Genomic DNA, 25567 nt, shown 5'->3' on the forward strand with positions numbered 1-25567 from the left:
AATTGGTCAACGCCAGCTTGATGCTGTCTATTCCGGTCGGCAACACACCAAGGAACCCGGTGTCTTTAGGGTTTGCGACTTTATGATCAGCACGCCGCCAGGACCAAAAAGGATTGCTACCCCGTGAACGACAGTCTGCGTCTGCAACCAGGTTGTGTCCTGAATCGGGCCGTGCACCGCCGGAGGATTGCAACAAGAGACGCTCGCGGGCATGGTCAAGCCCTCTCACGCAGGACCGGTGACCATTTCCAGGTATCAAGGTCCGCATCCGCGCGTGCCGCGCAGCGCGACATCAAGTGTCAGGACGCGCCTCAAAACATGCCGAGAGCAATTCAGTGAGAACCTGCACCTTTCGTGGCGGATGGGCACTTCTCGGCCTCACCACATAGATGCCGCCCGGGGGAACTGGATGATCAACCATCAAGCGTTTCAAGCTTCCGCGCTCGATGTGCTCACGAGTAATGCCATCGGGAAGCCACGCAATGCCCAGTCCTGCAACAGCCGCTGCAACGAGCGCCACGGCGTTGTCGGCCTTGAACCTGCCTCTGGGGTGGACCACGACGACGGACTCGCCGTCCATGAAGTGCCAGACCTCGGTGCCCTGCATCAGCGCTTCGTGGGACGTGACCTCCGAGGGCCTGTGCGGGGCACCGAACGCCTTGATGTAATCGGGACTGGCCACGAGACTCCCGTAAATCGGCCCCACACAGCGGGCGACGAGATTGGAATCGGCGAGATAGCCAAACCTCACCGCGCAATCATATCCCTCGGAAACGATGTCGACGAAGCGATCGCTGTAGGAGGCATGGATGTGCAACGCAGGGTGACGTCGCGCCATGTCCGCAAGCACCGGGGCGACATGCGTGGGACCAAAGGAAAGCGGTGCGGCGATGCGCAACCTGCCACGCAGTTCGCCGGAGGGAAGAATGGTCTCCCTCGCCACCTCCATCTCGGTACAAGCGCGCGCGGCGAAATCGCGATACAGGGCCCCGGCCTCTGTCAGAGAGGCCCCGCGCGTTGTTCGGGCAAGGAGCTGAATTCCAAGCTCCTCTTCCAGGCGCGCGAGCCGCCGGCTGACAATGGATTTCGACACCCCAAGCCTTGCTGCTGCAGCCGAGACCCCACCCGCGTCAGCGACTTCAACAAATGTACGCAGATCCTCGATGTCCATCGTTAGCGTTCCCCATTTTGCGACACAGCGTGGCACGAAAGCACCCTATCGCTTGCGCTTCCCCACCGAAATAATGGGGCTCGAAAGCACACTTTCACGCCCAGCCAGCCCAGTCAAGAAACACACAATAACCATGACGTTTCCATCGGTCTTGAATCGCGCATGTGCCCAGGCGGTCAACCTGAAGCCGCCGGGTACGACCAGTCCTGTCGGCGTTTCGACTCCGCACGGGACGAGAGCGAACCGAAACATGCCCGACATGGCGGCTCTTTTGCATGTGGAACGCGGCTTCGGAGTTTTGCGCATCCCGATGGGCGTCAATCCTGCCATGCCTGCAACATTGACGCTGCGCTGGGCTTCGGTGTCATCAAGCGAATTCCACTCAAAGCCGGGAATGGCCGTTGGCCACGATGCGATCGGAGGGTAGTCAGAAACAGCCCAGCCTGCTTCAACGAACCCGGTACCCAGTACGATGCCATAGTGCGCAATTGCCAGACCGGCGGGCTTGTCATGTTTGAACGGGTTCCGGCCATACAGTATCACTGACCATCACCGGGAACCCCGCCTCGCTGGGCGGCGTCACTGCGCAAGAGCGGCTGAGGGAGTTCCATGGGCCAAACATGGCAAATTTGCGACTGATGCGTGCGGTGTAGAACATCAACAACGAACGATGCCGACTACACGATCGCGAGCCGGCCTGAGTAACGGAACACCTTCGAAGCGTCCGTCCCGGGGCTGATGCCCGATGAGAGGTTCCTGAATCAGTGATCAGAGACCCATGCCTGCCTATGGCCCATGCGAGCAAGGGGTGACATGTACTGCCTCGATGCACGCGGGATGGCGGCAAGCGTCACGACCGAAGTGACGACAGGTCTGCGCTGTTCGCGGGCTTCCCGCTTGCCACCGTCGGGAGCCACCGTCACGACCCATCATCCAATGACCGAGGTAAAGATGCTCGAACCCAGCCGACCCTCCACATTCCAGGGTCAAGCGCAACAATCCGAATCAATTGATGCTGACGGACACCCGCATGCAATGCCTGCCCTTCTTGCGACGTGTAAACGGCTCGACAGACTTCTGAACGCTGCTCTTGTCCTCCTTGGCGCGGCAAGTGGCGGTGAGATGGAACCCGTTCGTCACCATGTCCGCCGCGCACTGCTCGCCCACCGCGCTGCCACAGCCGGCATCACCTACTCCGCCGGAAAATCCGAACTCACATCCGGGCAGGTACGCTCCATCATTGCAGTGGTTCGCGCGAAACTGCCGGAAGGATCATCGACGGCGGAGCTCGCAGGCGCATGTGGAATGACACCGCGTGTATTTCTTCGGGCGTTCCGGGGCACGTTTGCAGAGAGCCCGCGACAATGGTTGAGGTCGGTTCGTCTTGAGGCGGCGGTAGACGCGCTAAGACGGGATGTTCCGTCGCTGTCTGAGGTCGCCACGGCATGTGGATTCAGTGATCAAGCCCACTTTACCCGAGTATTCAAGGCAGAGACTGGCATGACACCCGGTGCCTTCCGTAAGGCGGAACGCGCCGCATACACCGACGTCAATTCAGGGCGGTCCACGGAACAGCGCCCGACACAGTCCGTCGTGGACTGACATCGCATAAAAAGCCAAAAGTCGGCGATTCCAGATCTCACTGACAGTACGCGTTCCTTCTGAAATCCGGCTTTGATGTCTTGCGCCTGGGCACGGTCCCACTCCCCTAAGTAGCATCCGGCTGCACATTGCCGAAGACCCGGGATCGATAAGTCGCGTCGCGGCCGTTGTCGGCAGGGGCAGCTGGGCGGTGTGGCGATACTGCTTCCCGCGCCACCGTCCCCCACCCTCTGAATTTCCACGGGGCCAGCGGAGAATCCGACCGATACCAATCCCTCCTGCGACGCCCCGTCGTCCACCACGCGCCGCCCAACAAATGCGTATTCATTCGCCCGGACGCAAATACCGGGCGATGAGTGGTCGCGCCTGCACCTACTTCGAAAGCTCGAGGAGGTGCCCCTCAAGCGCTCCGTCCCGCATGGCCCGGCGGATGACCGTAAGCGCGCGGCGTCCGTAAGCCACAAGCATCGACGGCGCACCAGCGGTGCCGACCTGTTCGCCAGCGCCATTTGCAAACTTCAGCCGGCCGCGGATGAAGAAGACACCCGCGACATTGGGGTGGCCAATCACGCTTTCGTGGAACGCGGCAGTGTCGGTGCGCGCGAACACCAGCAGAAGGCCATTGCCGTGGTCGGCGAGCCTGGCCATCCACTTCCCGCACTCGGCGCCATAGGGCGGATTGACCCAGTAAAAATGCGCCGGGTCCCACGGCCGGTTGAAACCGTCCTGGACCTTGTTGAAATGCCGGCGGGCGGTTTTCCAATGGCGCACCGGCGGCGCGCAAGGGTCGACGTCGGCATTGTGGGGAAGGTCCAGTGCGTCAACCAGCCAGCGGGGGGTGAGCCAGGTCTCCTCGCCCTTCGTGCGGTCATGCTGGAAGCCACGCAGGGGAGCGGACTTTTGATTGCCCGGCGTGCGGAGCGCCGACGTCCGGGACGGAATGGGAGTGCGTGCAGCGGGTTTGGTGGTGCGGGCCATTGCGTTGCTCCAGTGATGGGAGCAATGGAGATTTGAGGGGATCAGCCCCGTGTCGAGCGTGATCCCCGGTGGCCTGACAACCAGGACCCCATCCCGACCGCAGCACAGCAAGGCCAGCACCGAGGGCGCCGGGAATGCATCCGGGGCTTTCCACGCCACCGGACCCAGGCTGCGCCATCATTCCGCCTTGACGGCAGGAGGCATTTGACTGTTTTGGGATGCGGGATACCCGCTCAAAGCGGGTGGTGAACACGGCCCGCAGACGACTCGGGCAGCTCCTTGAGTAGCACGCGGCGCAAGGTCATGGCGTCCCCCGTGCGGACGGACTCCATCATGACCTCCAATGCGCTTTCCACCAGGTCCACCCAGGGTGTCCGCGCAGTGTTGTCTTCCCAGGCCAGGGTCACCGCTTCGAACGCGGACATGACCCGCACCGCCATGCCCTGCCCCCGCATCGCCTGGACGAGCACCTCCGGGGTGAGGCCCGGGACACACGGCGAGCCGACGACCGCCTCAATCGTGCCATCGGCGGCGAGGCGAACGACGAACTCAATGCCCAGCTCAAGCACTTTGACCGGATCGACGGTCTCGGTGCCTTCGCCGGTCGCGACCACGGCCTCGGCACTGGTCGTGGTGGGCGGATGCTGGCCCATGGCTGCAAAGTGTCTGGTCCCACCGAGGATCACGTTGAGGTCGGTACGCACCCATTCCCAGCGCACCTCAAACTCCACGGACTGCGGCAGTGGCACCTTCTCGAATTCCGGGACATCCTTTCCCCTCGTCATGAGCGCCTGTGCTCCTTGCGGCGGGCGTGCTTGAGGTTGATGAGCTGCACGCGCCAGGCCAATGGTGGCAGCACGCCCCTCTTTTTCTCTTCCTCGGTTAGCTCGGGCTCGAAATGCGCCTTGAGGGCGCGCTCCAGGGAGAGTTTGCTTATTCCATGGGCAAAGGCAGCGACTTCCACGCCAACCCAGTCGCCGTCGTCCATCATCGACAGCGCACGCCGGATACCCCGGTGGTTGAGGACGTCGCCAGCAAGGGCACGTTTGGTCCCTGGCGCATGCGGATTGAGCGCGCCGCCTGCCTCCTTCTCGACACGTGCCTTGCACTTTTGCGCAAAACGGATGGCCACATCGCGGGCACGTTTTTGCTTTTGCTCGTCATGCGGCAGCTTGTCTTCGCCGGCTCCCGCAGCACGATAAAGGTCATAGAGGGCTTTTGGAACGAGGTCGACGACGGATTCCTTGGGCACCACATACTCCCTGTCAGACCGATCGGGTCGGCGGAGGCATCATGCAGGGCGGCGGGTATGACGCACAAGCGGAGGCCACCGTCGTGATGCCGCTGCGCCCTGGGGACGCCACGATACCTTGCGTCAGGTGCCGCCCGCAGTCAAAGACGGGATTGCGGCCCAGGCACCATCCCGGCCGCAGACAGCACACGCGCCAGCCACCCCTGTTCAACGTTTGCGAGCACCGCAGACGGAATGTGGTCGCGGGGGGTCTCGCCATGGACGTCCGGTGTGTCGAGGGAAAGGCCTGCGTCCATCAAATAGCGGACGGTCACAGGACTATAGGCATAGTGAAGCAAGGTGCGCCCGTTACTATCTATCTGGCGGAGGTCGCCGTTGGCGGCAACGACTGGCAGGAAACGCAGGCGATCGCGTTCGGCGTCGAGCATCACCGCAAGCGTCAGGGCGGTGACGTGCGTTACTTCCATCTCAACACCGTCGCGATTGATGACCGCTTCGCAAACCTGCAAATCAACGGCAGCGCCAAGCTCAATGAGCGCGGTGACCGCCTTGAGATCACGCCTGACGAGGGCCTGTGGAAGGCAGTGCGACGGTGCCAGTACACCGTCATCGCCCATGACCTTCCGGAAGAAGTCCTGCATCCGGTCACCGGCTCCCTCAATCTGGCGCGCCATGCGCCCATAGCCAGCCGCCTCGAGGACCGCCTTCGACGCCTTCGCTTCAAGGTCACTGGGGGAGACCACCATCGGCCCGTTGCGCTCGTCGAAATCACTCTTGCCCTCCCACGAGGTGGTGGCGTTGGGTGCTGGACTCGACATTGGGCCTATCTCCCGGGGGCTCCTTCCACGTTAACCAGGTTCCGGAGGTCGTCAAGGGGGCGCACGGCATGTTGTCCAAGTCGCTTGGCGTGCACGCGTTACATGTAACGGCATCCAGGCGTTACGTGTTACGCAAGGAGAACGGTCGCGAAGTCCCGCGCCCTCCCCGGGCTATAACGGCAATCCATCCTTCGAGTATTCCAAGGCACGGGCGGGCTGTTGGTCTTCGAAGACCTTCGCCAAACCGAGGGCGTCCAGGTCGTGTGGATCTGCCATGGTTTGTTGCCGTCGTCTGAACGAGCCTCCATGCAAAGGCTCGAGGCGGACTCCGGTCCGCCACCGGGCGGGCAGCGGGTCAACGCCCCCCGAATCCCCAATGGTGATTGAGTGCGTCGAGTCATGGCCGGAGACAAACCGAGTGCGACGGCAACTTGGGCGCCACCTCGATCAGCTTGACAACGCCGCCGTCTTCGTTACGTTGTTGTCTTTGGGAGCTTCGACGTGGGCATCCGCCTTACCCGACGACCATCCGGCTTCTTCAGCCCGCCGCCGCCGGAGGTTCTGACCGCGTATTTCTCCGAGCTGGGCTATGCCCTCGTGCACAACCCACAGGCGACGTTCGATCACTGGGTCGTTTCTCGTCCGAACGCCCGACTCAAAGCACAATCGTTCAGTGACTACGGCGGCCTATGGGTCTGGTGGCTGGAAGAGTCCCTGCGTATTCTCAACGCCGACACCGAATACCGGCTGCTTTGTAGCTGGTACCGCACAGCCCTTCCAGACGAGCGTGTAGAGATTCTGCAGCGTGCCCGGGAAGATTGCGCCCTGAACCATCCTGCAGCAAAGTCCCTGCGACCCTGCGGATTCCAGCGACTCGCCTACTGCGAACTGAAAATCGCGGACCTTGATGACACCTGGCTCGAAACTGTCGCTGCCATCGAGGCAGAATGCAGGGCCTCCGGCGCGCGATCGAGTGAGCGGCTGTGCATCTACATCGATCGGTATACACAGTTGCAGGCTCGCCAAGCGCTTTCAGATGCAATATCGGCAGCGAACGCCCCGACCTCACCCCGGAGGCGCCTGTAGCCGTATCCTTGCCCTACCAGGCGAGGAGGCAACCATGGACCGATTGCGGCAGGCGATGCTCGGGCAGTATGCAAAACGCGAAGGAATCCCGGGGCCCGTTGAGGCAGCATTCCGGCACACACTCAACCAGATGGCCGCAAGCGGGCTCCTCGCAACCATGGACGAGGAAACCATCACCGCCGCAATCCTCGGTGGTTTTGTGGCTACCCTGCCCGTGAGTACCGCTGTCTTCGCGTCTGCGCCGGTCCAAGCGCCGGGCACCGAGGCGGAGCCCCAAACGGCCCCCCGGGACAACCGAAGGTGGCTTGGGGCCAATACGACAAGAGTACCGACAGTGTGACGGGTTCCGAGGCCCGCCGGGGAGCCGACTTCGCCCTCGTGGTGTGGGAATCGGAAACCACGGCACGTGTTGCGTTGTTCCAGGCCAAGCGGGTGGAAAAGGCCCCGCCTCCGGATGGGAGCATGACGCTCGCCAATATCAACACCCGAAAACCGGCGCTATCCATCAATGGTGCAGGGCCGGTTTTCGGTCTGGACGGCGCCCACCGCTTCATTGATATTCACCGGCGCGCGAAGTTTGTCGCAGGAGGCCCCTGGCGCAAGAGCCAGATGGAATCGCTCCGGCAGACGGGAAAGTGGATCATCATGGCCGATGTGATCCAGGCCAACGGTGGCAGTGCCGCCGAATTCAGGACCTTGATGGCGCCGCTCGATGCGCCTTCACTTCCAATACGCACTTTCCTCCTCAAGGAAGAATCTGAGGAGGAGCTTGCGGCCGCGAACGAAAGAGCGCGCGACGCCAACATGGAACGTGAACCCGCACTCGCCGAACTCAATGATTACTATGAAACATGGTCGAGCAGCCGTCCGCAGCCTGGTGATGATCGACTGACCTGGATTCACTATCTTGCCTACAGCCGGGCCCAACCTGGCACAAAAAAGCCTGACGGAACCGTCGAACCGCCCGGGCATTCGGTACTTTGCACAACGCTGACTGACCTTGAAGACTGCATGGGGCGCGAGGCAGAGGAGGGACCAGCCCGCAAGCATGTCGTCGACCTGGCTACCGTCAACTGCTACCGGTTTATCGATGTGCTCCTCAATGCCTTCGAGCCCATTTCCCAAGACGGCATGCTCGGCTGCCATGGATGGCTACGGGTCACGGCCGAAACCGTGCGACAGATGCTGCCTGCGCTGCAGACCCTCGGCGACGTATTCATGACAACCGATAAAGGGGGCGAGGGATTCACCATTACGTGCGCCGCTGACAGCGGCGCATCGTGTGACGCCAACCCTGCCGGCAACAGACCAGCCGATGAGTTGGCGCAGGTGGCGGTGCCACAGAATGAGGAGACAGCCGCCCTGGACACGAAAATCCAGCCGACTGTCCCAACGCGACGCCACACGCCAGGGTGATTCCGGGTGATCAGGCTCCCGGCCGGGCGCTCGGGCCACGCAGGTCGAGAGCCTCACCTCAAAGGCGCGGGCTTGCCTCCCTCGGCAGCCCCTGTGGAAGGGCCCGTTCGAGATGCATGGCCTCAATGAGACGGGCGTTCTCCTCGCCCAGGAATTCGGTCACCGGGACGTCGTCTTCATCGACGGCATCGATGCGGACGCCGGCGTCGAGCAGAAATCCGATGACTGCGGGGTTCGCGGCATAGGCGATGAGCGTGCGACCGTGGGTGTCGACCTGCTGGAGGTCCCCGAACTGCGCGAGCAATGGGAGAAACTCAAGGTTGCCCGACTCGGAGTCGAGCAGCGTCGCAAAGGCCACGGCCGAGATGTCCGCGACCTCGGGCGGCTCCTCACCTGTCGGGTCACACCCGAAATTCATGCAGTCGAGGTCCGTCCGCAGGCCAGTACGGAGCACGGCATGCGCAGCCGGCATGTCCCGCTCATTCAGGGCCGCTTCGAGCATGAAATGGAGGCCCGGCAAGGTCTCGTCCACCTTTTCCTGTTTTGAACTGTCGCTCTGACGCCGCCTCGGGTCGTCGAACGCATACCCCAGTGACGGGTCAACCAACGTGTAACCCAAAGATTCGAGTTCGTCAGGAGTAAACTGCTGCTGCAGTTCCCGCCGACCGATGCGGTAGGGACCATGGGCATCACCGAAGCCAGGTGAGTCCCAACCAAGGGTCGTGGGTGGAAGGCGGACGGGGTCGTTCACGGGAGCTCCGGAAAGGGGGACTCCTTCCACGTTAACGAGGATCCTGAGGTCGTCAAGGGGGCGCACGGCATGTTGTCCAAGTCGTTTGGCGTGCACGCGTTACATGTAACGGCATCCAAGCGTTACGTGTTACGCGTCGGCGGATCTTCTCGGAACCTAAAGACGCCTCTGCGCTGCTGTGCTCGGTGCGACCGGAACGTTTTCGAGCGACTGGCCGAGGACGGCCTTCTCGCCTTTCGCGAGCCACAATGGCCCCTCGCGGCCGGCAACCGCAAGGAACTCGTCACGCTCGATGTCACCCCGGCCAATGGCCTCAACGTAGCGTCGGCCGCCGAGTGCGTTGAGCGAGTGCTGCACGATGCCCTCCACCTCCTCCCTCACCTCTTCCATGGACGAGAAGAGCCGAGCGGTCACCGTAGGATCCATGTCCACCAGGACACATCGATGCCCGACGATGTCGCCGGAGACGATGTCATCACCGACGAGCAGGACTTGGCCCGAGACCGCGAGGATTCGTTGCAAGGCGCTCAGCAGGTCCTCGTCTTCCATCACGGCGTTACCTCGGCTGTGCAGACAGCCACGCCACAGGTGTCGTGCACCCGCGTGCTGAATGTTTCGATGTCCTCACCGGACAGGGTCTCGATGCGCTCGGCGAGCTTGCGCAGGGTTGAGGCCACTTCGACGCCCTGGCCTTCGTCAAAGGCACGGTGCTTGAGATCAATGGTCACAGTCAGCTGCATGGAGGGTCCTTGGTTGGGAGAGTCCATCCAAGCTAACGACAATTGGCGTTTCGTCAAGCGTGCTGCGACCGATTGCCCGGCGGGGCGTTACGTGTGACAGAACGCGAGGCGTTACATGTAACGGAATGACGCCAAGGCCCGCTTGTGCCCGGGCAGACAAAGCGGCACGTCGCTGCGCACCACCGCCCCGGCTGAGGCTGCCGTCTCGATGCCGGGTGGTCTCCGTGCCTGCATCACCCTCGTCCACCAATGGTCAGGCGGAAGGACGACGACGGGCGCCAGAGACGCCATCCAAGACCACTGATCGGACAGCGGAGAACTACAGCGCAGGCGAACGCACATCGAACACAGAGAGCTGCCCGGCAAGCTCAGCCCAGCCCGCCTTGCGCAGGACGTCCCAGGCAGCGGTCCTCGCGACGGGGTGGGCGTCCCAGGGCCAGCCCCTGGATTCGAGCTGACCGGTCTCCTTGGAAAAACGCATGGCTGACCACGGCCACCTTGTTTCGTCGACGGGCTTTCCATCCACGTCCAAGGGCGTCCCGTCGAGCGTGTCAGGGAAGCAGTCCCCTTCCGAGCGGACCCAGCGGTCGAACTCCACACGCTCCTCTGCCGACGCGCCCGCCAGGCGGTTGGCAATCAATGCAACGCAATGGGCTTCGCGCTCAAAACGCGCCAGGTTGGCGGCCCAGCCGCGCCACAATCTCTGTGAAGTGCGAAAGAAGCCGCCTTCCCCCTCCCCCGAATCCCCTACTCCACCGGGCAATGGATAGACTGTTTGATCGTTGTTCGTGAGCCACCAGCGCTCCGGCGCATTCATGGCCACCACCTGGTGCCGAAGGACAAAGCCAATGTCGGAGAAGTATGTGCGCATCAACCTGGCGGTTGGTGCGCGGCGCGAGACGGTCATGGGAGAACTCCTGGTGATTGATGAATCCATCCTGGCGCCCCGCACCGGGCTGTCAAGGCTCCCGGGAATGGTTCAAATGAACACCTGCAACGCGCAACACGTCATGTCGTGCTTGCGAACCACACTCGCACGCACGGAGATTTGCATGGTGACGAACACGCGTGAGAAATCGGGTGTGTCGCGTTTGCCGTCGCCTCGTGATGACCTCCAGACCGAACAGTCGACGCAAGGATGTGCCTGTGGGTACAGCGATGTCGGGCCATCACGCCATCATCCCGTGCCTTCGCAACCTTGCGTGGGCGGCCCTTTTTACCGCCAACCGCAGACCCGAACAGGCCGACCGTCCTGGGCAGCGCCAGTGGTCCGGCACCGATGTCGCCAGCCCGACCGCCCGCTACAAGGGCAGCGGCTTTTGCGGGATCCAGGAAGCGAGGATGGTGGGCGCTTCCTCATTGCCCGGGATCACCGGCACCCGCACAGCCTGGGCAATGGTGTGCGCTGCGCCCTGACGGCGAACGACCACCGTCAGATGGTTGCCGGTCCGGTTCCATGCGATTAGGTTGGTGGGGTCAACCGGCTCCAGGGCGACCCCGTTCTCGAACAGGACAAGCCCTCCATTCGTGAGTTCCTCCATCACATCCCTTCCCCCGGCCGGTTGACGTGCTCATGATGGCAAAAGGGAGGGACGCTTGCCTGTGAGGCACGCGTTACACGGTTCCGGACACCTCATCGGAATGCGATCACCATGGAAGCGGGAAAGTCCTTCTTCCCGGATGCGTGTCGGGCGTCCAGACGGGGAGCCTACCGTGTTCATCCCGTCGTCTTCGGCAAGCTATACGGGGGAAACCGTGACATATCTCTTCTCTTTTTTGATCTTCTCGGGCTCGCCGTCGTCGTCTGGACGGCGCTTGCCCATGTGGCTGTGTGAGGACATCTTGTTGTTCCCGGACACACTGCGGGTTTCGATAAGCTCGGCCCTCTTTCGGCGCTTGCTCGCGCCAATGTGCCGACGAATCATCGGGATATCGAGCGACGCGCAGCTCTTTGCTGCAACGTTCATCCGCTCACAAGCATCTGCACGACGCCCGCCTCCGCTTGCAAGAGTGACGCATAGGTCAATCCGACGGGGATGACACCGGTCAGATCAAAAGCTTTCTCCCACGTCTCTCCTGGTGACTGGTGGGCCGCGGGCACATGTGAATATCCTCGAAGTCGTCGTCAACCGCAGGGGTGCTGGCCATGCCCACACCCCTCAGACCGATCACGCGTGCTGAAGTGGTCCACGCAGGGTGAGACGAAACGCATCGTCCACTCCCAGCACATGCAAGCTTGCCCTCACTCGTCCGTGAGCATGGCCGCGATCATCATCCCGAACACGGTCAGGGCGACCAGCAGATCCAGCACGCGGGGACGTGGGTACAGACCGGTCCGGTAACCATCGACGGTTTTGGCCAAGGGCTGGAAGAACGGCGGCCTTGGCACGAACGCCTCTAGCCACCCCATGAGGAGGAAGGCCCCCATTGCCAACGAGTGTTTGCGACTGGGGGCGGCGAGCATAAGGCCAACGCCCCAGACAAACAGCATGGCCGCCCATGCTCGGCGTTTCCAAGGGATGGGTTTTTGTCTGCACATGACTTAAAGCACTTTAGCACCAATCACCCCGATGGCCGGTCGCCGGCCGGCTCTTCCAATACACCAGGGCGCGCTCGGCGGCCAGGATGCACGAATGAGGATAGGGGCGGGCCTGTCCTGACGAACGCTCAGGCTGTCTTGCTGTCCCGCTCGGTCACCATGGCGATGGCGTCGGCGAGCAACCCGCGTTGGTAGTCCTCCCTCTTGCGAATCCAGCGCACGAACAGGCTCATCACCAGAAGGCCCAGCAAGGACAGCGGTACGGACAACAGGATTTGGCGGCTGGCGGGCGAAACCCCGATAACGTGAAGGTCGCTGAGCGTTTTGACCGAGGTCAGCACGACGGCAATGGTCGCAAGGCTCACCTCCCCCTTGCCGAAGAAAAACGTGTGGACACCCCGGTCAGACAAAAGGCGCTGGTCGAAGTAACGGGCCACACTTTGCAAAACCGGCAGCGGGTAGACCGCAATGGACCTGACCTGCTGCTCATGCAGCCCGTACCCTGAGCGCAGATGGTGGGCGTCGTTTTTCCGCAACCACTGTTTGTTAAACAGGAGGATGGCACCGACAACGAGAAGGGTCCCCACACACAAGACAAGCGCGCCGATGGAGATGACGTCCGTCAGCTGATAAAGAATAGGGTCGTTTTGCTCGGTCGGCGACCGGCCAAGCCAGGCGTCGACGCCATACAGGATGACGACGGACGCGATGACGGGCGGAAGACACCACCAGTAAACCGTGACAATGACCTTGCCGACGTCGAAGGGATTGTGGCCGGACCGGTAGCGCTCAGCGTTGGCCAGGAGGTCGATGACGTCGCTGGCCTGCTTGAGGCTGATATCTCCGGCGGGCGCCAGACCTTGCTTATCCATTTTCATCCCTGGTGTGATTTTGACCGGCGGGGAGTTTACCGCTTCCACGCGGCCCACTTGCACCCATCGGCTTCCCTCGGGCCGGCGAACGCCGGGTCGACCCTCTGCGCCTCGAATTCCTCGGTCAAGGCGAGCACGCGGCGTCTCAGGGATCGGGAAAGCGACCGCACCCAAGCACGTGGCACCATGCGGCCCGCTCGGCTCAAGCTTTACTGATGCTTGCCGCTAACGACGTATTACCATGTGGATATAGCCATGCTTCGCACAAGCACTCTCTTACTTCTGGCCCTGCTTGCTGCTCCAGCGGTCGCGCAGCAGATGCCTTCGGCATCCAACACGTCCTATCAGAACACGCCCTACCAGATGGTGCCACGCTCGGATATTGCAAACTTCAGCATCCGCTGCTTCAAGGGCGATCAACTCATCTGGGGCATCTACCCGCGTGGCACAACGAGCGACAACCAGGTGGCCCGCCAGATTTACTATCAGCCAAAAGCCGACGGGAGGATGGTGCTCAGCTTCCTACGAGGCTTTACCACAGGCGAGAAGCAAACAACGTACGTGGCCGCAGTCGACGTGAACTGCGAGATGGCCGAACAGTAGTCGGGAGGGGCGGGTGTCGTGCGATCGCACAGCCCGATCGTAATGTGAGCTGCATTTCGCATCCGAACGCCACCGTCGCATGGGAGGGCCGATGCGACCCGACCAACGCCCGAATCGCACCCTCGGCGTCAAAGAACACGGCCCACCTGCCTTCCCAAGGCATGTCACTGTCGCGCACCGTCGTGCGGATGGCGTGCCAGGGTGACGTGGTTCATCGGTGAACGCAAAGCGGGCCAGTCAAATTATCTCATGCTCCCATTTTTTCGACTGGCCGATCTTTCCTTAACGCATTGAACATTGGCAAGCTTCGCATGGCACAGTCCCGCTGGCTTCCAACTCTCAACGCGGGTCGTGGCGGGTCGTGGCGGGTCGTGGCGGGACGTGAAGGACAAGAGCAAAGGCGCGCCGTGGGATGGAACCAATGGCCATCAGTAGCATCTGCTCGCCCGCAGGCATGAGCGCGACATTGCCAGGGCCCCTTCCGGCGTGCACGCCCGCTCGCATCTCAAGGCAGGTATCGCCATCGAGCGAATAGGAAGCCTCGGGACCGGAGTGCTTGTGCGCCGGTGCACTCATTCGCGGGGCGAAAAAGGCATGAACGTATTCCGCGCTGAAGGACCTTGCCTGGACGACGGGCAACGGCCCAATGCTCGCCACATGGCTGCCCTTCAGCGGTCGACAACCTTTGCTGGCAATGGTGAAGAGCCATACTTTCCCGAAGTCCGCCACAACCACACCATGATGGCCTTTATCAGCACCTGCACTCCTGGCGGTCGGGAATACATCGATGTACCAATACAGCGGACCCTTAGGAAGTGCACCCAAGCCCTCATGCGCGAGCAGACAGGCAGGACCAGGTTTCGGCTCGTCCCCGTGGAATGCGCAAGGCACCGATGTCACGACGCGACCTGCGTCTTGTGCTTGTCCGAAGCAGCGCCCCGGGAGGATCGCCGAGGCGAGCATTGCACTTAGGGCGACGGCTCAAACACGAAAGTGCATACTGTCTTCCGGCTGCGTTTGCTACGCGTTTGGCCGAGCGTAGGACATCGCGATCGTTTCAGTCAGCCCAACCTTGGACATACCACTACGCGTGGTGGCGCCTTTTCCCACCAAGATTCATTTGCATCGCGCACTGTCGAGCGCCATCTCGCTTTCAACGGCGCTTCAGGGCTCCTTGTCAGCCCCCCTTACATTACAACTCGTGGGCTCCATGGATCACGCCGCCCACACATCCGGCCGGGCGATCTAGATGCGCACCGTCACGGAAATGATCCAAAGCGCGAGCGCGGCAGGCCAAGCAGCCAACACCGTGGCAACCTCGTTCTCCACCATGGGTCACGTCCAAGCGATCCCCGGCTGCTGGTGCCGCGCGACCAATCCCGCACACAGATTTCGCCCGGATAGCCACATCTCCGTGACGGTGACACATTCCACGATCGGAACTGCGGGCTCCCTGGGCGCCGCTCACGGCACAGCGAAGTCGGCCCGCATGACATTTTGCGTGGATTTGACCCAAGAAGGCCGAACCAGCATGCTGACGGCAGATTGACGGACCAAGAAGTCCCTGCAGCCGCGGCCAAGGTGCTTTGGGCTATGCCGACGTTGCGCTAACCCCTCGCCCAGCACCGGCCCGCGGTGTCATCCGGGGGTGTGCCTGCGACCCGGACAGGGTGCGAGACACGGCACACAGCCCTGGAAGGAGCCACGACGCCCGTCCGCAAGACCTTTCCTTTGTGTGGAGAGACCCGGTGGCCGCGCTCCGCCTTGCGCACTAGGATGAACCTTCTATTGCCAGGACTCGGTCATGACGCTCGAAGACGTGATTGCCACCGCGACGCACTTGGCGGCCGCCGTCGAAGCGGGCGACCACAGGAATGCACGCCTGCTCGCGATCGACGTCGCCAAGTTCGCTGGCAGGGCGGAACTCCAGACGGTCGCCCAGACGGCGCAGCGCGTTGTTGATGCCCTATCAGAAGATCCGACCGAGGAGGGTGATCTGGGCCTGGCCATGATCGTGCTTGCCGACGAGATCGCCCTGTTGATCGACGGCGCGCACACCTCCGACGAGGAAGGCTAGGTTTTCGATCTGATCCGCCACGAGGCGGCGGACTGGCTGGGCACCACGTCTGCAAATCCTTCCGGGTCCGCGACCCTCGCGCCACCATGCGTGAGCATCGCGCGATGCCGGTGCCTCCTTCCTGTTGCGCTGTCGTCCCTGTCGTCATGGATGACCGGTCCTCCTGCCTTCTGGCGGGCAGGCGGGCGGCTTTCCGGCAACGCGCTCATGCGCACCTCCCCACCGGTGACATTCCGACTCGGGGGGTGGTGTGTTCGGCAGGCATGCAGGGACCCAACGTCTCATGGACAATCGGCCGCGCCACGGCACCCGTTGTTGGCGTCGGCGCTTCGTTCATTGAACTCGGCAGCGCGGCGGCCCGAACTGGCGAGGACCGGCATCACCCCGATCCCCGCCCCCGCTGATGTCAGCCGGTCCTTCGGACACCCATACGGCCGCGCGAACGACCGCATGGCGGACGTGCCCCAAGTAAGTCACCAGCCGCCCACGCCTCCCGGCGAAGCGGACCAGCTTGCCTCCGGGATCGACGGGAAAACAGCGAAAGCCGAAGACCCCGAAAGCGTGTCACATGCGTCGTCGCAGGAAAAGAGACCCTGGTGGCAAATTGAAAGGTTTTGACCGTGTATCGAAAAGCAGCGTATCCGCTCAATCGTCTAAGGCGCCGTCGCGGGATGCGACCGTCCAACCACCAGGCCGCCGGATGGCCCATTCGACTTCGCAAGCGACCGCGTCAGAGATGCGGGCCCATCAGGCAGACCGCGCCATTGATCCTCGGTCAAGCAGCCCCAGCGGCACCTTGCGCGGCCAGTGACACCTCCCCTTCCCCTGCCAGTTGGGCGGTAAGGTGGCGAAGTGTCGCTATACGGCTAATCGCGTCGCATGACGCCCTGATCATGTCGCAAGTGCGTTTCATGTCGCGACCCTGCACATGGGCCACGTCCTATCAACGTCTTCGCTTCCACGCCATTGCCGAGCCGAAGCATTTGAGCGAGCGATATTACCGCCTTATCGCGTCGCGATCGGGCGACGCAGCGGTGCGGCGGTGTGGAAAGCAGAGCGTGGCCGTCGCGATCTCATGCGCATAACCGGCACATCATGGCATGGAGCGCGGGCCAGGACCGGGAATGGTTTTTGTCCGCAGCCTCGCTCATGCCGTTCGACCGGCAAGCCCAACAGTGACGTAGCGCGCACTCCCGCGCATTGCGCGCACCGCATAGGAACCTTTCCTATTCAAATCCCCAAAACCCGGTGAGACGTTTGGATGGCCATTTGGCAAACAAATCATGGAGACAACATGGATACGTTAGATAGCCTGAAGCGTCTCGGATACAGCGCCACGGTTGCCATCGCCCTGTTTGGCACAAGCCTTCTCGCCCGGGCGAGCGATATCCCAGCACCGACGGGAAGTTCCCCCCAGATTCTGGTCGATCGGGCAGCTGCGCCCATCCATAGCGAAGATGACCTTTATCGCTATACGACGCTCACCCCCAAGGCGCAATCACCGCTGAGTCTGCTGTCGCCGCAGGGGCAGAAGCGGTTCCTGTCCTCACTGAAGTTCAACGACAACGGCCTTGTCGGCTTCAATTACGCCGACCTTCGGAACGAATTGACACCGGTGCAGATTTACCAGGTCCTCAGTCTCTTCGGCGCGCAGCGCCTGGCGGCAGTGGTGGCGGGCCCGAAGACCGGCCCGACCGAGGCGGACAGCGCACTTGGCCTCGTGAAGCCGGCCGAAGGGGTCGGTGACGATTACGAGGGATATGCGTGCCTCCACCCGCACACGTGCTCGAAGTCGATAAATGACATCTGCATGCGTGGCTGCTGAGCGGCAAATGCCATGGCCGCCAATGTTGCGGCCATGGTTCTCTCGGAGAAACGAATGAATCCTCTGCTTTTCCGCGCCTTGTGCGCATTGGCTGCGTGCCTGGTGGCTGGATCAGCGCTGGCCGGCACCACCAACGAGCTTCTCGACCGCTTGCAATCTGCAGCGCGCAGCCCGGCGGCATCCGACCGGGAGAAGGCCTCGCACTTGACGACCCTCTACGACCAACACGGCAGACCCACCCCGTCCTCAGCCAGCGCGCTGCCCGATAAGGATCTACGTGCGTGGTTCCTTGCGGCATTCTACGTCATCTACTACAGCGATAGCCCATCGCACCTTGGTGACCTTTATCTAATCAGGAACGTGCTGGTTGCCCATCAAGCAGACGTCCGTGTCGAAACCGACTATCTGTTCAGGGCGTTGGTCATGCTGCGCCGTTTTGACGAAGCAAAGCGGCTGTCGACGTCGTCTCCCGGAGCATTTGAATCCATCCCGGACGTCGCTTGGCTGCCGGGCGCGCGGGCGGCCGACACCCCCATTCTTGTGCCCGACCCGAACGGTCGTCGCCTGGAAGTGCGCCCCTTCAGGTTGCGGGACGATTTCACAGTCCTGGTGGTGTCACACCCCCTGTGCCACTTTTCACGGAACGCCTCCCGCGATATCACCGCCGATGGGCAACTCTCGCATCGGCTCGCCGGCCATATCATCTGGATTGAGCCACCCGGGCAGAAACTGGATATGACAGCGACGGCTGACTGGCAGCGGGAGCTGGGCGACCAGCCGGTGGTGTTGATGAACAGCCAGGGCGAATGGCCGTTGCTTGATTCGTTTGACACGCCAACCTTCTACGTCTTTCGTGGAAAAACCCTGGTGGGACACAAGGCGGGCTGGGCAGGGCCTGGGGATCGAGCGGCGCTCTCCGCGCTCCTGGACCGGGCAGCGGGTGGCCAAGCAAGCGAGCAGCTCGCGACCTCGCTTGCGAGCGGTCGCCTTTTTGAGGAACAAGGTTGTTGCAAGGATCAAGGCTGGCCGCACAGTGCTTCGATGACAAGTGCGAACGCAGGGACGATCTGGTGACAGCTGCGGTAATACCGATGGAAGCCCGGCAACCGTGACCACCGGTCCAGGGCCGTCATGGCGTGGCTTGGCGCCCTACGCAATATAACTACCCGCGCGGACGTACTCGTGAAGCTGAGTGTCCGGGCCGCCGCGACGAAGGATTCGACAAGGCGTGTAAACAGGTTCTTCTGTTCGTGGCCAGCGTCGTATGTGGTGAGCCGGTATGCTTTTCGAGATGGGCGCCTTTCGTGAACCTCCCCACTGAGAGGGATCACATTTCTGAGTGCACATAGCGCCGTCCATCCGCGCTTCAAGTCCGACTGGCAGGACGATCAATCGCCATTTCACCCCACGCAGAGCCGTAAATCCGGCGACCAGCGACGGACTTTCACATGTCCAAGCGGCAAGCCGCTTGTATGACCCACCAGCATCGGCAACCTCTGCGAACGTTCTTCGTTCTCCGATAATGCATGAGCGTTCCCGGATGAGCAACACAGTTGCATTCAGAGTGAGACTACCGAACAAGTTCTTGCGACACCCATAATGCCAAAGGCGACGCTCATGACAGCGGGCGTCACTGAAGACTTTCACCTTGGCACAAGGGAACGGGGATGACTTACCGCAATGGCTTCGACTCCCAGCTTCTTCCTGATGATTCGGTGCCCATCCTGATCGATTACCAACCCTGCCTTGCCCGATCTCATCAGCCGCGACCCACGCATTGTGGTCAACAAAACGACAGGCTTGGCCAAGACCGCAAAGGTCTTCAACGTGCCAACCCCGGTTCTCATTCGGCGGTCAGCGGCGTCGCGTGTTTCTGGAGCAGTAGCTTCTTCATGCGCCGGCTCCCGGCACACGCCGACCCGCGCGCCCCGCCACGCCTTGCAATGGACAGGACCGACCAAGTGGCTTGCGTCACCGGACCAGCAATGGCTTTGGTCAGCGCACGGCGGACACCGCCACTGGCATACCTCCGCCTCCCGTTGAATGCGATCTTGCCGACGCGTTTTCGACGTCCACGTCGCTCCTTCCCATGTCTTCCGACACTCGATTTGGCCACGTCGCCGATGATCCCAAGGCCACTTCCGTTCGTGCACGTGCGACAACCGTGTCCGCAAAAGAGCCCAAGTGAGTCGACCAACAACGATGACAACCCACAAAAGTGGAAAGGCAATCCCGCCTGCACGCGGCAAGATGCTCGACACACCACTTTCGGGTCGAAGACGGCCGAGGTTGTGATGCCCAGGGTTCGCTGTTGACCATGCATGGTCGCGACCATGCAAAAGCCATTACAACTCCAGAGACTGATCAATGATCGACTTGAACGGAAAGCGCGCACTCGTTACCGGCGGCTCCCGAGGCATCGGTGCCGCCATAGCACTGGTGCTGGCAGAAAATGGCGCCGATGTCGCAATCACGTACCAGCGCTCGGCGAACCCGGCGCAACAGGTGCTCGACTCGGTGAAAGCCCTAGGGCGGCGCGCCGTGGCGATTCAGGCAGATAGTGCCGATCCCTTCGCGATATCGACGTCAGTCAACGATACTGTGGCAGGTCTGGGGGGAATCGACATCCTGGTCAACAGCGCAGGCGTCGGCCATGTCGGCCTGATCGCCGACATTGATCTCGACGAATACGAGCGGTTGATGGACGTGAACGTGCGCGCGCCCGTCCTCTTTGCAAGAGCGACGATTCCGCACCTGCCCGGTGGCGGCCGGATCATCGTGATCGGCTCCGCGCTGGGCGAGCGCGTTCCCTTTCCTGGCAACACCGCATACGCCATGTCGAAGGCCGCGCTCACATCGTTCACGCGGGGCCTGTCACGCGAACTGGGGCCACACGGGGTGACCGTCAACCTCGTGCAACCCGGCGCGACCAATACGGACGCGAATCCTGCCGACGGGTCAACAGCAGCGTTTCAGCGCGGTTTGACCTCACTGGGGCGCTTCGCAGAGCCGCGCGACATCGCAAATGCCGTTGCTTTTCTCGCCAGCCCAGCCGCGTCGATGATCACAGGCACCACGCTAACCGTCGACGGTGGTGCCATCGCGTGAAGGACCACGAGTCCAGGGGGCCCACGCCCCATCGGCTACGGGCGGCCAGGCACGAAATGGCGCGCGAGATGGCCGTCGGCGTGGGGCGCATGCTGCCTCGGGCGAATGCGACGCATCGCGCATTCATTTCTCGCGAATGTTCAAGCCGAGCACTGGCATGACGCGCCGCCGATGGCACTTTCGACGTCGCCTGTGCGGCGCGCCGCTTCTTCTCAAGACCACGCAGTCCTCCCTGACGGACATCACGGGTCCTTGCGGCTTCATGCGCTCACGTTTGCTTCGGGCTTCGGCTTGATCCACAGCTGTGCCGCGCGTCGCGACAACTGCGCGAGAACAACGGAGGCGCTCAACACATCAACAGAAGCCTACCTATACGCCAGCGACGTGACCGAACGCCAGACGACGCCCAGCGCTGGCGATAAACGCCTCGAGCGACGAGGACGCCTTTTTCGCCCACCGTCGTCGGCAGCGCGTCGGCCCGTTGTTGCTCAAGGCCTGGATGAAACCGTCAGGCCCATCACACCAACATCAGGCAGAAAGGGACGCAGAAAGCGTGGCGCAGGGTCACCAATTCGGTCCAGCCGAAGCCGTCGACGGGCGCTGTCACCGACTGTGTCGACAGTGAGCAACCACTGGGCATTGCGGCCCTCTGTCAGAGCCGACTGACGACGCGATCCACCGCCGCCTGTCGGGGCAAGCTGACCCTGGATGAGCGCCCGACTCGACAGGGCAGCCTGTCGCCCCACTGTAGCCCCGGGGGCGGCGGCAAACACGAATAGCGGTACAGCCTTGCTAAAGCGCCGGCCGGCCCCGCCGATAAGCCGGTACAGGCCCAGCGGTTGGGTCACCCGTGAGGCAAGCCATGAGAACCCTGCCCCTTGCTGTCGCCATTCTGGCAAGCATCGCGTCCGGCCCCACCCTCGCAGCCTGCACCGCAAAGGATTTCAACATCGAAGCCTTCGCGGTCAAGTTGCAGCAAGGGTCAGGCCAACCACGTTTCAGCATGAAGGGCCAACTCGTCAACCACTGCGCGGAAGCAGCGGCTGCGCAGGTCCGCATCGATGCAAAGGACGCTTCGGGAAAGGTCATGGCCAGCAAGCAGGGCTGGCCCGCCGGGACGTCCAACATCGAACCGGGCAAGGCCGTTGACTTCGACCTGGGCCGTCTGTTCCGTTACCAGCCGGGCATGACCGACTACACCGTCCTCATCTCGGATGCCAAGACTTGGTAACAAGGACGTGCGGGCGCGCCGACGGCAGGCGGGGACCGCTGCGGCCGGCGGTGTGGCTCAGATGCCAAGGGGGTATTGCTGGACTCTCAGGCCGGTCCAGGCGTGGCGAACGGCACAACCCGCGTGATGCGCGGAATGTGCAACGTCGACCATCCGGACGCTCCCGCCGATTGACGGATGAAGTCAGTCAACGCGGGCACGCAGGGGCTGCGTCACCAACATCGGGCGTGGGTCCGCCGACTGCGCGGGGGGAGGCAATCGGCCTGGCATGGATTGCCATTTGCCCGGAGAAGCCAGGATGGAGTTCCCGCCCAGGTGTACCCGTGCCCACCGTCATCCGTCTGAATGATTACCTCCAATCCATGGGGCTGTATCTGTCGAAGGGCATGGGGGACGACAAGACCGCCAAGGGCTGGTCGGTAAGGTCGGTCGCCTATGGTGAGCTCGGGAGCTGGTGTCACCGACCCACCGGCGCCGCACTGTGGCACTGGTGGCTACTTACCTCTGCCGTCCAAGACGCAGAGGACCGCTGCCTGACCCTTGTGCTTGAGCACTATCAAACGGCGCCGACGGCCGAACTCGAAGCGCTGGTCGAGTGGGCGGACCGGCATGGAAACGTCCTGGGCGGCCCGTACGGGAACACTGTGTCGGGCGTGTTTGAACCGCTGTGCAATCAGCTGGCGGAGCATGGTCCTGGGAAAATGTACTCATGCAAACCTGTGACGCCGTCCCTGCGCCACTTGCCCCCTTTTTCCGGGATGCCGACTGGAGCGCACGCGCGGTGAAGAACCGTGTGCGCAGCCACAAGAACGGGACGTCACTCCGGCGAGGCCTAAATGGGGAACGGATCAGTCGGCTTGCGCGTCGGGCATGTCTGGAGCGCATCCGCCAGCTGCCTGCAGCCCCGAGGGAATGCCAGCCCCAGAGAAGACTCCAGGGCGTGCTTTTCTTGCTGGTGGACGAAACGGGTATCGACGTACTCCCCCTATCCGAAGGCCGGTTTAGGGCGGCTTGAGAGGTCCCTGGCAACTGGCCTTCCTGAATGATGTCGGACAGGTCGTATCAACCTGATCACCCTGGGTCAAGCCATTAAGTCGGAGCACTTGCTCCAGCTGCCGACCAGCCTCGAACGGCGACTGCTTGACTGGAAGGCGGCTCTGGAGGGCATCGCAAGCCGCAATCGCCGGCGTCAAACAGCACGCCCGGGGCGCCCTACAAACGCTTGGCGGCAAGTACCGGGCTTGTGGCACCCGGTGTTGCGGCCTCCAGCCGCCCACGCTCAAACGGTGCCCCCAACGCCGGCGGGAGGTCGCCGGCAACGGCCAGGAACTCTTCAAGCGTCATTACACCATTCGCCATCGCCAGCCTAAAGCGCTCCGGTCCGTGGTCCGTCAGTATGTGGACAATTCGCCACCGGAACTCCAAGGTGAGGTCCCGGAGCGTGTCACACACGGCCACCGCGTCCCTGTCCTCATCGACAAGCACAAAACAGGTTCCGTCGAGCTTACCGCGCTTTGAGCGGCCTGGTTCACTCAGGCGCAACCTCATCGACTTTGCGACATGCTGGAAGGTTTCAACGGCAGGGATTCTGGTGGCCATAACAACTCACTTGTCTGATTAGGGAAGGTGCAATCCGGTGTTGTCGGGCATATCGGGCGTGCCGCGAACCGCTGGTCACGGAACTGGCGTGGCTCATGCGGTACACGGAGGAACGTGCCGGCACGCCCGGGTGCTGTACGTCCGCGGCCAAAGCCATCTTGCGACCCGATATCCAACAGCCTCCGGGAGCGACCCGTCGAGGTTCCGGCGATTGAGGCGCTCCTGTCACGCAGGGTGGAGTCCCGTGGACTGTCGAGAAGTTCACCGGGGCTGATGGGTCGGTCGTCCACCGACTGATTGAAACGACGCGGGCCCGTGCCTGCACCAGGCGACCAGCGTGATCCCGGATTTTGCGCTCCCGGTCGGCGGTGGTGGCGCACACGTCCACTGCATCGAGGTCTTCGTCGACCATGACGTCGACGTTTCCGGCTTCCGACCCGAGCGCAGTGTGGACGGCTTCGGACAAGCGGAGGTCCATGACACCCGCGATGTGCTGGAGGAGATCGAACTGGAGATGGTCACCGGACGACATGGATGGCATTCTTTGGGGATACACCATCCTGGAGCACCCTGGCCATTCGTCAAGCGTGCTGCGGTGACCTGTGCCAAGGACTGTCACAAGCCCTTGACCGTACTGGATATAACCGAAAAGATAACAGGCGCCGCTTTCGGTGACAGGCGCCGCGACGCCGACGTACCCGATGCAACCGATTCCTGCTGTCGCTCGCGGCCGAGTCGCGGCGTTTATCTTTCAGTGCCGCCAATTGCCTTTCGTCGTGCAGGCAGACCGGACATTCCCGCGATTTGCCTTCCAATTCTTGCAGCACTCGATCGCACCACCCGCACCCGATGCTGTCTGCGGGAATCAGCCTTCGCCAATCATCGAAACGCGACAGAAATCCGACCATCTTCTCTACTGTGGAACTCGTGATTGCCGCCCTGCTGCACCACAGTCGCACAGAATCCACAGTAGTTCCTGCGTAAACCCACCGGGCCGACTCGCCGCACTAAAGTTCCGCTGGTCCCGGCCGATGTCTTGCGAAACCCATGGAGCAGAACCGATGGAATGGAGCACTCCTCCACAAGATGAAGAGGTACGGCAAGGCGACATCCTCATGGAAAGGCCCCCACGTGGCGGCCAGCCGGCGGCCATGTCCATCGTGGTAACGGCCGACTGTGACATCGCCCAACGCAAATTCGGCACGCATCTCGCGTGCCTGAGGCTGGTCTGGTACCCGGACTATGTCCGCAACACGTGGGCCGAAAGCGAGCGACTGAAGCTGCTGAAGGCCTACGGTGAACGCTTGGGCGCGCGGCTGCGCGCCCTGCACAGCGCCCAACTCGGTCAGGACAGCACACTCTCGGATGCCGCCGCACTCGACTGGCTCCGTCGTGAGGACATGCATGCCATCCTTGATGCACTCGACGTGCCAGAAGGGTCGCACGCCGGATTCACGCGGGAGTTTGGACCAATCCAGGCCGGCCTGCGGGCAGAAATGGACCAGCCAGACGCCTTCGAGCGCTGCTTGGCCCTGCGTTCGTCGGTCAAGGCCGAAAGCCGAGCCACGGCCATTGCTGCGCTGCTGGAGAAGGCGGGTGGCCAGAGCAAGTTTCCTGACGATGTATTTTTTCTCCCTGGCCTACCCGGATACGACGTGTCCCCGGCAGTCGTTCTGCTGCGGGAGCTGGTGGCGACGAACACCGAGCATGTCGTTCACGCGAGTTCGGATGCAGTCGCGTCCCATCACCGCGTGCGCGTGGGGCGCCTGATTGCCCCCTACAAATATGCCCTGACCCAGGCGTTCGGGAACCTCTATTCGAGAATCGGCATGCCGACCGAATACGAGGTGCGACGCGACAGCGGCAAGGCCAGTATCCTCGAGTGCGGATGGATCTGAC

At 62.3% G+C, this 25567-nt stretch carries 27 protein-coding genes; 13 read left to right on the top strand and 14 right to left on the bottom strand.

What is annotated here, in order from left to right; translation table 11 throughout:
• Positions 1-292: 292 nt before the first annotated feature.
• A complete protein-coding gene (locus L2Y97_RS13040) occupies positions 293-1171 on the bottom strand; it encodes a LysR family transcriptional regulator (RefSeq protein ID WP_247427164.1) in 879 nt (292 codons plus the stop codon).
• A gap of 250 nt (positions 1172-1421) precedes the next feature.
• Between L2Y97_RS13040 and L2Y97_RS13045 the strand changes: the two genes are divergently transcribed.
• Positions 1422-1598 carry a hypothetical protein gene (locus L2Y97_RS13045; protein ID WP_247427167.1) on the top strand — a complete coding sequence of 59 codons (177 nt, stop codon included), beginning with the start codon at positions 1422-1424 and terminating at the stop codon, positions 1596-1598.
• A 695-nt stretch (positions 1599-2293) separates the two neighbouring features.
• On the top strand, positions 2294-2773 hold the full coding sequence (locus L2Y97_RS22545) for a helix-turn-helix domain-containing protein (protein WP_425492857.1): 480 nt from the start codon (positions 2294-2296) through the stop codon (positions 2771-2773).
• Between the two features lie 372 nt (positions 2774-3145).
• Here L2Y97_RS22545 and L2Y97_RS13050 read toward each other — a convergent pair whose 3' ends face one another.
• The 4 genes from L2Y97_RS13050 to L2Y97_RS13065 form a co-directional block, all read right to left on the bottom strand.
• Complete coding sequence (locus L2Y97_RS13050; protein WP_247427168.1) at positions 3146-3751, bottom strand: phage N-6-adenine-methyltransferase; 606 nt, start codon at positions 3749-3751, stop codon at positions 3146-3148.
• A gap of 233 nt (positions 3752-3984) precedes the next feature.
• The gene (locus L2Y97_RS13055) at positions 3985-4536 is read right to left on the bottom strand and encodes a hypothetical protein (RefSeq protein WP_247427171.1); all 552 of its coding nucleotides are present in this window, start codon (positions 4534-4536) and stop codon (positions 3985-3987) included.
• Positions 4533-5003, bottom strand: a complete 471-nt coding sequence (locus tag L2Y97_RS13060; RefSeq protein WP_247427174.1) for a hypothetical protein — start codon at positions 5001-5003, stop codon at positions 4533-4535. Before L2Y97_RS13060 ends, L2Y97_RS13055 begins: the two co-directional genes overlap by 4 nt.
• Positions 5004-5143: 140 nt before the next feature.
• Positions 5144-5821 (bottom strand): ankyrin repeat domain-containing protein, encoded by a 678-nt coding sequence (locus L2Y97_RS13065; protein ID WP_247427177.1) that lies wholly within the window; start codon positions 5819-5821, stop codon positions 5144-5146.
• Between the two features lie 501 nt (positions 5822-6322).
• Between L2Y97_RS13065 and L2Y97_RS13070 the strand changes: the two genes are divergently transcribed.
• Together L2Y97_RS13070 and L2Y97_RS13075 are read left to right on the top strand one after the other, a co-directional pair.
• On the top strand, positions 6323-6907 hold the full coding sequence (locus L2Y97_RS13070; protein WP_247427180.1) for a hypothetical protein: 585 nt from the start codon (positions 6323-6325) through the stop codon (positions 6905-6907).
• A 462-nt stretch (positions 6908-7369) separates the two neighbouring features.
• Positions 7370-8323 (top strand): hypothetical protein, encoded by a 954-nt coding sequence (locus L2Y97_RS13075; RefSeq protein ID WP_247427183.1) that lies wholly within the window; start codon positions 7370-7372, stop codon positions 8321-8323.
• Between the two features lie 58 nt (positions 8324-8381).
• On the opposite strand, the gene L2Y97_RS13080 is transcribed toward L2Y97_RS13075, so the two are convergent.
• The 8 genes from L2Y97_RS13080 to L2Y97_RS13115 form a co-directional block, all read right to left on the bottom strand.
• Positions 8382-9074: an ankyrin repeat domain-containing protein gene (locus L2Y97_RS13080; protein WP_247427186.1), complete on the bottom strand. Its 693-nt coding sequence runs from the start codon at positions 9072-9074 to the stop codon at positions 8382-8384.
• A gap of 156 nt (positions 9075-9230) precedes the next feature.
• Positions 9231-9623 (bottom strand): hypothetical protein, encoded by a 393-nt coding sequence (locus tag L2Y97_RS13085; protein WP_247427189.1) that lies wholly within the window; start codon positions 9621-9623, stop codon positions 9231-9233.
• Positions 9623-9814, bottom strand: coding sequence for a hypothetical protein (locus L2Y97_RS13090; RefSeq protein ID WP_247427192.1), 192 nt, complete (start codon positions 9812-9814; stop codon positions 9623-9625). The genes L2Y97_RS13085 and L2Y97_RS13090 overlap by 1 nt, the downstream gene beginning before the upstream one ends.
• A 319-nt stretch (positions 9815-10133) precedes the next feature.
• Positions 10134-10721, bottom strand: coding sequence for a hypothetical protein (locus tag L2Y97_RS13095; RefSeq protein ID WP_247427194.1), 588 nt, complete (start codon positions 10719-10721; stop codon positions 10134-10136).
• A 394-nt stretch (positions 10722-11115) separates the two neighbouring features.
• Positions 11116-11355, bottom strand: a complete 240-nt coding sequence (locus tag L2Y97_RS13100) for a hypothetical protein (RefSeq protein WP_247427197.1) — start codon at positions 11353-11355, stop codon at positions 11116-11118.
• Between the two features lie 198 nt (positions 11356-11553).
• Entirely contained in the window at positions 11554-11781 is a 228-nt protein-coding gene (locus tag L2Y97_RS13105) for a hypothetical protein (RefSeq protein ID WP_247427200.1), read from the bottom strand.
• 275 nt (positions 11782-12056) lie between these two features.
• Positions 12057-12305 (bottom strand): hypothetical protein, encoded by a 249-nt coding sequence (locus L2Y97_RS13110; protein ID WP_247427202.1) that lies wholly within the window; start codon positions 12303-12305, stop codon positions 12057-12059.
• Positions 12306-12481: 176 nt separating this feature from the next.
• Complete coding sequence (locus L2Y97_RS13115; protein ID WP_247427205.1) at positions 12482-13288, bottom strand: hypothetical protein; 807 nt, start codon at positions 13286-13288, stop codon at positions 12482-12484.
• 192 nt (positions 13289-13480) lie between these two features.
• Here L2Y97_RS13115 and L2Y97_RS13120 point away from each other — a divergent pair, with 192 nt between their 5' ends.
• The 7 genes from L2Y97_RS13120 (at position 13481) to L2Y97_RS13150 (ending at position 22854) form a co-directional block, all read left to right on the top strand.
• A complete protein-coding gene (locus L2Y97_RS13120) occupies positions 13481-13828 on the top strand; it encodes a hypothetical protein (protein WP_247427207.1) in 348 nt (115 codons plus the stop codon).
• Between the two features lie 1804 nt (positions 13829-15632).
• Entirely contained in the window at positions 15633-15905 is a 273-nt protein-coding gene (locus L2Y97_RS13125; RefSeq protein WP_247427210.1) for a hypothetical protein, read from the top strand.
• Between the two features lie 1294 nt (positions 15906-17199).
• Positions 17200-17730 (top strand): hypothetical protein, encoded by a 531-nt coding sequence (locus L2Y97_RS13130; protein ID WP_247427213.1) that lies wholly within the window; start codon positions 17200-17202, stop codon positions 17728-17730.
• Positions 17731-17784: 54 nt separating this feature from the next.
• Entirely contained in the window at positions 17785-18804 is a 1020-nt protein-coding gene (locus tag L2Y97_RS13135; protein ID WP_247427215.1) for a hypothetical protein, read from the top strand.
• Positions 18805-20097: 1293 nt separating this feature from the next.
• On the top strand, positions 20098-20838 hold the full coding sequence (locus tag L2Y97_RS13140) for an SDR family NAD(P)-dependent oxidoreductase (RefSeq protein WP_247427217.1): 741 nt from the start codon (positions 20098-20100) through the stop codon (positions 20836-20838).
• Between the two features lie 862 nt (positions 20839-21700).
• Positions 21701-22069, top strand: coding sequence for a hypothetical protein (locus L2Y97_RS13145; RefSeq protein ID WP_247427220.1), 369 nt, complete (start codon positions 21701-21703; stop codon positions 22067-22069).
• 323 nt (positions 22070-22392) lie between these two features.
• On the top strand, positions 22393-22854 hold the full coding sequence (locus tag L2Y97_RS13150) for a hypothetical protein (RefSeq protein ID WP_247427223.1): 462 nt from the start codon (positions 22393-22395) through the stop codon (positions 22852-22854).
• 427 nt (positions 22855-23281) lie between these two features.
• Here L2Y97_RS13150 and L2Y97_RS13155 read toward each other — a convergent pair whose 3' ends face one another.
• Positions 23282-23668 (bottom strand): hypothetical protein, encoded by a 387-nt coding sequence (locus L2Y97_RS13155; protein ID WP_247427225.1) that lies wholly within the window; start codon positions 23666-23668, stop codon positions 23282-23284.
• 337 nt (positions 23669-24005) lie between these two features.
• Here L2Y97_RS13155 and L2Y97_RS13160 point away from each other — a divergent pair, with 337 nt between their 5' ends.
• Together L2Y97_RS13160 and L2Y97_RS13165 are read left to right on the top strand one after the other, a co-directional pair.
• Positions 24006-24599 (top strand): hypothetical protein, encoded by a 594-nt coding sequence (locus L2Y97_RS13160; protein WP_247427227.1) that lies wholly within the window; start codon positions 24006-24008, stop codon positions 24597-24599.
• 130 nt (positions 24600-24729) lie between these two features.
• Positions 24730-25566 (top strand): hypothetical protein, encoded by an 837-nt coding sequence (locus tag L2Y97_RS13165; RefSeq protein ID WP_247427228.1) that lies wholly within the window; start codon positions 24730-24732, stop codon positions 25564-25566.
• The last annotated feature ends 1 nt before the right edge of the window (position 25567 follow it).

The sequence above is a fragment of the Luteibacter aegosomatissinici genome (assembly GCF_023078495.1).
Classification (GTDB): domain Bacteria; phylum Pseudomonadota; class Gammaproteobacteria; order Xanthomonadales; family Rhodanobacteraceae; genus Luteibacter; species Luteibacter aegosomatissinici.

Coding starts and splice junctions, on each gene's coding strand:
- L2Y97_RS13040 (WP_247427164.1), bottom strand. CDS start 1,171: ATGGACATCGAGGATCTGCGTACATTTGTTGAAGTCGCTGACGCGGGT.
- L2Y97_RS13045 (WP_247427167.1), top strand. CDS start 1,422: ATGCCCGACATGGCGGCTCTTTTGCATGTGGAACGCGGCTTCGGAGTT.
- L2Y97_RS22545 (WP_425492857.1), top strand. CDS start 2,294: ATGGAACCCGTTCGTCACCATGTCCGCCGCGCACTGCTCGCCCACCGC.
- L2Y97_RS13050 (WP_247427168.1), bottom strand. CDS start 3,751: ATGGCCCGCACCACCAAACCCGCTGCACGCACTCCCATTCCGTCCCGG.
- L2Y97_RS13055 (WP_247427171.1), bottom strand. CDS start 4,536: ATGACGAGGGGAAAGGATGTCCCGGAATTCGAGAAGGTGCCACTGCCG.
- L2Y97_RS13065 (WP_247427177.1), bottom strand. CDS start 5,821: ATGTCGAGTCCAGCACCCAACGCCACCACCTCGTGGGAGGGCAAGAGT.
- L2Y97_RS13075 (WP_247427183.1), top strand. CDS start 7,370: ATGACGCTCGCCAATATCAACACCCGAAAACCGGCGCTATCCATCAAT.
- L2Y97_RS13085 (WP_247427189.1), bottom strand. CDS start 9,623: ATGGAAGACGAGGACCTGCTGAGCGCCTTGCAACGAATCCTCGCGGTC.
- L2Y97_RS13090 (WP_247427192.1), bottom strand. CDS start 9,814: ATGCAGCTGACTGTGACCATTGATCTCAAGCACCGTGCCTTTGACGAA.
- L2Y97_RS13095 (WP_247427194.1), bottom strand. CDS start 10,721: ATGACCGTCTCGCGCCGCGCACCAACCGCCAGGTTGATGCGCACATAC.
- L2Y97_RS13100 (WP_247427197.1), bottom strand. CDS start 11,355: ATGGAGGAACTCACGAATGGAGGGCTTGTCCTGTTCGAGAACGGGGTC.
- L2Y97_RS13105 (WP_247427200.1), bottom strand. CDS start 11,781: ATGAACGTTGCAGCAAAGAGCTGCGCGTCGCTCGATATCCCGATGATT.
- L2Y97_RS13110 (WP_247427202.1), bottom strand. CDS start 12,305: ATGCTGTTTGTCTGGGGCGTTGGCCTTATGCTCGCCGCCCCCAGTCGC.
- L2Y97_RS13120 (WP_247427207.1), top strand. CDS start 13,481: ATGCTTCGCACAAGCACTCTCTTACTTCTGGCCCTGCTTGCTGCTCCA.
- L2Y97_RS13125 (WP_247427210.1), top strand. CDS start 15,633: ATGACGCTCGAAGACGTGATTGCCACCGCGACGCACTTGGCGGCCGCC.
- L2Y97_RS13130 (WP_247427213.1), top strand. CDS start 17,200: ATGGATACGTTAGATAGCCTGAAGCGTCTCGGATACAGCGCCACGGTT.
- L2Y97_RS13135 (WP_247427215.1), top strand. CDS start 17,785: ATGAATCCTCTGCTTTTCCGCGCCTTGTGCGCATTGGCTGCGTGCCTG.
- L2Y97_RS13140 (WP_247427217.1), top strand. CDS start 20,098: ATGATCGACTTGAACGGAAAGCGCGCACTCGTTACCGGCGGCTCCCGA.
- L2Y97_RS13145 (WP_247427220.1), top strand. CDS start 21,701: ATGAGAACCCTGCCCCTTGCTGTCGCCATTCTGGCAAGCATCGCGTCC.
- L2Y97_RS13155 (WP_247427225.1), bottom strand. CDS start 23,668: ATGGCCACCAGAATCCCTGCCGTTGAAACCTTCCAGCATGTCGCAAAG.
- L2Y97_RS13165 (WP_247427228.1), top strand. CDS start 24,730: ATGGAATGGAGCACTCCTCCACAAGATGAAGAGGTACGGCAAGGCGAC.